6 protein-coding genes are annotated in these 6,832 nt (G+C 62.6%); all 6 read right to left on the reverse strand.

Annotated elements, in window-relative coordinates; translation table 11 throughout:
• On the reverse strand, positions 1–1,695 hold a 1,695-nt coding region (locus tag EN750_RS12295), incomplete at its 3' end, for a trehalose-6-phosphate synthase (RefSeq protein ID WP_145967591.1).
• 141 nt (positions 1,696–1,836) lie between these two features.
• Positions 1,837–3,999, reverse strand: coding sequence for an amylo-alpha-1,6-glucosidase (locus EN750_RS12300; RefSeq protein WP_127396584.1), 2,163 nt, complete (start codon positions 3,997–3,999; stop codon positions 1,837–1,839).
• A 50-nt stretch (positions 4,000–4,049) separates the two neighbouring features.
• Entirely contained in the window at positions 4,050–5,111 is a 1,062-nt protein-coding gene (locus EN750_RS12305; RefSeq protein ID WP_127396585.1) for a glycosyltransferase family 4 protein, read from the reverse strand.
• A 114-nt stretch (positions 5,112–5,225) separates the two neighbouring features.
• A complete protein-coding gene (locus EN750_RS12310; RefSeq protein WP_127269914.1) occupies positions 5,226–5,603 on the reverse strand; it encodes a DoxX family protein in 378 nt (125 codons plus the stop codon).
• 62 nt (positions 5,604–5,665) lie between these two features.
• The gene (locus EN750_RS12315) at positions 5,666–6,124 is read right to left on the reverse strand and encodes a carboxymuconolactone decarboxylase family protein (protein ID WP_127396586.1); all 459 of its coding nucleotides are present in this window, start codon (positions 6,122–6,124) and stop codon (positions 5,666–5,668) included.
• A gap of 42 nt (positions 6,125–6,166) precedes the next feature.
• Entirely contained in the window at positions 6,167–6,670 is a 504-nt protein-coding gene (locus EN750_RS12320; protein WP_127396587.1) for an Rrf2 family transcriptional regulator, read from the reverse strand.
• Between the last annotated feature and the right edge of the window lie 162 nt (positions 6,671–6,832).

The following is a 6,832-nucleotide window of genomic DNA, read 5'->3' on the forward strand; positions in this document are numbered from 1 at the left end:
ATCGAGGTCTCCGCGCTTGCGCAAACGTGCCGCATCCAGAAGCATGCTGCCGGCCCAGCGATAGACGTTGTTGTTGCGGATCGTCTCGCGCATGGGTCGCATGCGCTCGCGCTGTTCTTCGGGCGCCATGGTCAATGCCTGCAAGAGCGCTCCGCTCATCATGGCGGCATCGTAAGGGTTAACGATCAGCGCCTCCAGCAATTCGCGCGAGGCGCCGGCGAAGGTGCTGAGCATCAAAACGCCCTGCTCGTCGTCGCGCGCGGCGACGAATTCCTTGGCGACGAGGTTCATGCCGTCATGCAGGCTGGTGACCATGCATATGTCGGCGGCCCGATAGATCTCGTAGACCTGTTCTTGCGAGTGATGCTCGGCCACCATGATCACTGGCCTGTAGCCCTCGCTGCCATAACGCCGGTTGAGCTCTTCGGCATAACGGTGGCACTCGTCATGGAGCAATTTGTAGGCCGGCAGCGTGCCGCGGCTGGGTGCCGCGACCTGCAGGAAGACCAGTTTTCCGATCCATTCAGGCTGTCGCTTGAACAATTCGTTCAAAGCGTGAAACCGATCAAGAATGCCTTTGGTGTAATCGAGGCGCTCGACTCCGACGGCAAGCTTCACATCCGCTTTGAGACCGAACCTCTCGCGCATGCGAGCGCGGCAATCGTCGACATCGGGAAGTTTCGCCAGCAGGTCCGCCGGCCATTCTATCGAGATCGGATAGGCGTGCACCAATGTGGTCCGTCCGCCGTAGGAGATGGCCGCATCGGCCCGCTCGATGCGGCTTTCCAGGAAGCGATCGACGCTTTCGGTGAAATTGTTGGCATGAAACTGGGTGTGGAAGCCGATGATCGAGCTGCCGAGCAGCCCTTCGAGGATGCGTTCACGCCAGGGACAGATGCTGTACACTTCCGAATTCGGCCACGGGATATGCCAGAAAGTGATGACGATCGCCTCCGGCAGGCGCTCGCGGATCATGCGCGGCAGCAGCGCGAAATGATAGTCCTGGACCAGCACGATCGGCCGCTCGTTGCGGGCCTCGGCAACCACCGTATCGGCAAACTTGCGGTTGACGGCTTCATAGGCAGCCCAGTCGGAGGCGCGAAAAATCGGCCGGGTGAAGGCGATATGGCAAAGCGGCCAAAGGCCCTCATTGGCAAAACCGAGATAATAGCCCTGGTGCTCTTCCTCCGTCAGCCAGACTCGGCGCAGCGTGTAGGACGGGTTGCCAGGCGGCACCTGCACACGATCGTGGTTGTCGACGGTGAGGCGGTCCGCCGTTCCGCCGCCATAGGCGATCCAGGTGCCGGCACAGGCGCGGGTAATGGGCTCGAGCGCCGACACCAGTCCGCTGGCCGGGACGAGCAACTCGACGCCGTCGCCCTTCACATTGTGGATGTACGGTTCGCGATTGGACACCACGATGACCTGCGCATCGGGCAGATCGTCGGCCAGGATCTTGCGCAATGTTTCGGGCGACCAGGTCACCAGCGCGGCATCGGCCGATTGGCCATTCTTTTCGAACTCCCGTATCACCTTGCGCGCGGCTTCCGCGGCCACATCTTCGCCTGCCGTATGTGCGACCGCGGGTGGATGACGGCGACGGTGCCGCGATATGGAGAGGAAAACGGCAAGAGCGGAAAAACCGAGGCTCGCGAAGATCAGAACCCAGAGCAGGTCCGCACCGTAGTTTGTCATTGAATGTCAACTCACCCCGGCCGTCGGCGACCGTTTGTTCGTGTTCCCGTTTGAAATGGTCCGCCGACCACGTGGTCAGCGTTCGGACCTGTATTTTTGCAACGCACAAAGCTCGGATCGGTTCCGGCAATTTTGTTCGGATCATGTCCTCACGATGAGCGGCACCAGCCCTTCATGGCGGTCGGCAAGGAAAGCGACGACCCGGTCACCGACGCGCTGGAAGGTGAGATCGACGACCCGGTCGCCGACGCCCAGGTGCCGCAGTGTCAGCGTGTCGATGCCGATCGGCAGTCTCGGGCGGGTGACGCGGATTTCGCCATCCCAGCCGTCGATCTCCAGGCCAAGGCAGGCCTGCATCAGCATGAAGGCGGATCCCGCCGACCACGCTTGCGGCAGGCAAGCGACGGGATAGGCGATGGGTGCTTCGCCCGGCGCGCGTGTAAACCCGCAGAACAGTTCGGGCAGCCGCATGTTGAAATGGACTGCGGATTCGAATGTGCCGCTCATCAGGCGAACCACGCTTTCACGCTCGCCATAATGCGCCAGGCCGGCACCGCATATGGCGGTGTCGTGCGGCCAGATCGAGCCATTGTGGTACGACATCGGGTTAAAGAACACCGCATCATCGGCAAGCGTCCTCAGCCCCCAGCCGGAATGGAAGGAGGCGGAAAGCAGCTGGTCGGCGACCATCTGTGCCCGCGCCGGCTCAGGCAATCCGACAAAGAGCAGATGCCCGGCATTCGAGGTCCGCACCTTGCAGGGCTCGCCGGCACCGTCGATCGCGAGGGCATAGAAGCCGAGATCGTCAAGCCAGAAATCGCGTTCCACCGCCACCCGCATCGCCTCGGCGCGGTCCTCCCAGTGATCGGCTTTGTCGTCCTCGCCACGGCGGCGGGCAAGCTTGGCCAGCCCGCGGAAGGCGGCAAAGACATAGCCCTGCACTTCGACCAGGGCTATCGGGCCCTTGGGAATGCGGCCATCGGCATGGAAGACCGAATCGAAACTGTCCTTCCATCCCTGGTTTGCGAGGCCGGACTCGGCCGCTCGCTGGTAAGTCACGAAGCCGGTCTCCTGGCCTGCCTCCTCCGTCCATTTGGCCGCCGCGCACAGCGAAGGCCAAAGGCCGCCGATGAACGCCATGTCACCGGTACGATCGGCGTAGGCGCAAGCAAGATAGATGTAGAGCGGTGTCGTATCGACGCCACCGTAGTAGCGGCCGAAGGGAAGCTCCCGCAGCGCCACCATTTCGCCTTTGCGGGTCTCGTGCATGATCTTGCCCGGCTGCGAATCGCTGAACGGCGAGGTCTCGGTCGCCTGATGCTGGGCCAGAAAGGCCAACACGCCCCGCGCCAGGCCGGGATTGAGCCACAGCATCTGCAGCGCCGAGATGACGCCGTCACGACCGAACGCCGTCGAGAACCAGGGGATGCCGGCATAGGGATAGGGGCCGGTCGCCAGTTCGGTGGTCAGCAGCGCGACATCGGCGCGGGCGCGCTCGACCCAGTCGTTGAAGACGCGGCCGGAGCTGCGCACCGTCGCGCCATGACGACGTTTGGCCCGCATGCCAAAGCGGGCGCGTGCGGCAGCGGCGCGGAACCGGTCGCGCTCGGGCTTGTCGGCCACCTCGGGACCGACCTCGACATAGAGCACCTTCCTGCTGCGCTTGGTCACGGCGATCAGGAAATCGGCACGGTTGGCTGTCAGTTGGTCCGGCGCCTGCGAGAACGATATCGCAGAGAGGCGGGCCAGGCCATCGAGCCCGTCATAGCGCAGCAGGACCGACGTCGCGTCTGTTTCGGCGGCATGGGCCAGCCCGCGCTTCAGCCGTGTCGAGCCGCGCACTTCGAACATGTCGCGGAAATCGGCGGAATAGTGCAGGGAAACGCTGATCGTCGAGTGTTCCCGGCTGTAGTTGGAAAGGGTGATGCGTTCGAAGAGCCTGTCTTGCCAGAGCAGCCTGACGCGTTCGATGTGGATGGCTCCCTGCGGGATGTCGCGTCCGCCGGCGCTCTGTATCGGCAGATTGGTCAAATTGGTGGTGAACAGCACATTGTCCTGGCTGAGTGAGGCGCCAAGCAGCGATGTCTGCCTGCCGCCGACGGTCAGCCGGAACTCGGAAAGAACCCGTGTGTCGTCGCGAAAGAAACCGTCGCCGGCTCCACGTATGTCGCCATAGGCGTCGGCAACCGCGAAGCAATCGCCCTGCTTGAGCGCAAACAGCCGATGCGGCTCGCGAGGGGCGGTGGCGTCGAGCGATGCAAGCGCAACCGCGGGATCGAGCTGGCGCTCATCGAGTTGGGCCATTCGTCAAAGATCCCTGTTGTTTCGTTGTCGTGGCTCGAGCACGTCGTTGCTCAAGACGCCTTCGCCTCGGTCGGCACGCCGATCAGGCGTGCATAGGCGGCCAGATAGTCGCCGGCCATTCTTCGAGCGGAAAAACGCTTTTCAAAAACGGCCCTCACCTTGCGCCTGTCGAGTTGCAGCAAATCAGGCACCGCGGCGACCGCGCCATCCATCGTGTCAGCGATGAAACCGGTGACGCCTTGATCGATGATCTCGGACAGCGCACCGCAATTCCAGGCGATCACCGGCGTACCGCAAGCCATGGCCTCGATGGCGGCGAGCCCGAACGGCTCCGGCCAGTCGATCGGGAACAGCAGGCCGGCCGCCTTGCCGAGAAATTCCGCCTTCTGGTCCTCCTCGATCTCGCCGACATAGACGATGCGATCGCCGTCGATCAACGGTTCGACCACCTCGTGGAAATAGGCGCGGTCGTCGTCGCCGATCTTTGCCGCAAGCTTCAGCTTGAGCCCCGACCGCAAGGCGATCTCGATGGCGCGGTCCGGGCGCTTGTCGCGTGAGAACCGGCCGAGGAAGGCAAGGTAGGGTTCTTCCGCCGTCGTCTCGAAAGTCGGTTCGTAGAGAGTGGTCGGCAGCCCGTGATGGATCGTCGCCAGCCAATTGGCCTTGGCAAGGCCCGCCTTCTGGCTGTGCGAAATGGAAATCAGGGGAAAACGCGGAAACCGTTCATAGGCCGGCGCCAGGTCCACATAATCCAGCCTGCCATGCGGCGTCGTCACCGTGCGGTCGGCGAGATCCTCGAAGAAGGAAAAGTGCAGGAAATGGCTGAGGTGGAAGTGGATGACATCGAACTCCGACGCCCGGTCCCTCACCTGCGCAAGCATCGAAAGATGCGCAGCGATCTCGGATTTGAGCGGACGCGGATCGAGGCGCAGCGCGCGTTCCCGGCTGGCTACCAGCGTCGCGGAAGTCTGGCTGTCGCCACTGGCGAACAGCGTCACCTCATGGCCCAGATCGACCAGCGCTTCGGTTAGATACGAGACGATGCGCTCGGTGCCGCCATAGAGCCTTGGCGGCACCGATTCATAAAGCGGCGCGACATGGGCAATTTTCATATTCCATCCTGGATGCTGGGCATGCAGGTGTGAAATGCGTCAACGCCTCGATTGGTTCCGATTTTATGATCGAGCCGTCGGCACCAGAGGCCGCAGTCGGCATGCAACTGTGCGTCAAACGGATTGCGCGATCAGGGTCAGAAAGCCACCGCTCAGGGCGACATTGCCGACGAAGCCATTGATGCGGGACGCACGATCCGGACCCTGATGGTCCCAAAAATTGTGGAACATCGGCGTGGCAACGATCAGGAACACCAGCAGCACCGCGGCCGCGAGTGCCGTCCACAATCCTGCGATGACCAGCACGCCGGCGGCGATCTGAAGCACGATGCCGAGCCACAGCGCCAATCTTGCCTGCGGCACGCCGCGCGCAGCCATCATCTGGGTCAGGAAGGCCGCGTTCTGGATGTTGCGCAGGCCGGCGAAGACGAAGGCGCCGCCGAGCAACAGGCGAGCGAGAAACAACAAGGTTGAAGGCAAATCGGCAGGCATCAAACGCTCCCTTGGAAAGTGGAGCGCCGTCTTTCGACGGCGCTCCCAACATAAATGGACAATCAGGCGGCCTTGGCCGCCGGCATCGGGTGAATGGCCTGGAACGGAATGCACAGCCGGTTCCAGGTGTTGATCATGCCGAGCGCAACGGACAGCTTGACCAATTCCTCTTCCGAGAAATGCTCGAGCGTCTTTGCATAGAGCTCGTCCGGCACGCCATTGTTGGCGATCAGGGTGACGGCCTCGGTCCAGGCCAAGGCGGCGCGTTCGCGCTCGGAAAACAGCGGCGATTCCTTCCAGGCTGAAACCAGGTAGAGCCGCTGCTCGGGCTCGCCGTCGCGCCTCGCCTCGCGGCTATGCATCTCGACGCAGTACGAGCAGCCATTGATCTGCGACGCTCTGAGCTTGATCAGGTGCAGCAGGCTCACCTCGAGCCCGCATTCGTCCACCGCCTTGTTGAGCGCCGAAACCGCTTTCATGATCTCCGGCGCCTTGGCGAAAAATTGCAGCCTCTGTTTCATCTTCTTGTCCTTTCATGTCTGCTTGGATTTTGGTCTGCGGGGTTAACTGGATTTCTGCGGCCGCTGGTGGCGCTCGACGAAGGCGCAGCTCGCGGCAAGCGACCTGGGATCGCCTTCTGCCGCATAGGTGGCCACGATATCGGACAGTTTGGTCTCGGCGAGCGCGGCGCGATAGGCGCGCTCGGCCTTCAGCATCGCGGCGTTGATGCCGCAGGGTTTGATATAGGCCGAAGCATCGAGCTTCACCGGACCACGCTGGCGGATCTCGCCGCAACGGAAGGCCGGCTCGCGGCCCTCGACGGCCAGCACGATGTCGAGCAGCGTGATGCGCTCGGCCGGCCGCGCCAGCCGATAGCCACCGGCAGGCCCGGGCACCGATTCCAGAATGCGCGCCGCGCTCAGCATGTTGAGATGCTTCAGCAGATAGCTCGGCGACAGGCCAAAGGCCTCGGCGAGAGCGGCGCCAGGCATGGTGCTGTTCCCCTCCACACTCGCCAGCGTGGCAGCGCAATGGATGGCTGCCTCAACGCCCTCGCCCAGCTTCATTGGATCGGCTCCTTTATCGTGGATACATAGTATCGTGGATAATTCTTATCTGCAATAGGAAAATGCAGAGTCGTCCGCTTTCGAAAAAGGAATACGTTGGTGATTGGCGAAATCGGCGATGACAGCGTCTTTCTCCCCGTCACTATACGGGGAGAAATGCCC

The sequence above is a fragment of the Mesorhizobium sp. M7A.F.Ca.ET.027.03.2.1 genome (genome assembly GCF_003999175.1).
Taxonomy (GTDB): Bacteria; Pseudomonadota; Alphaproteobacteria; order Rhizobiales; family Rhizobiaceae; genus Mesorhizobium.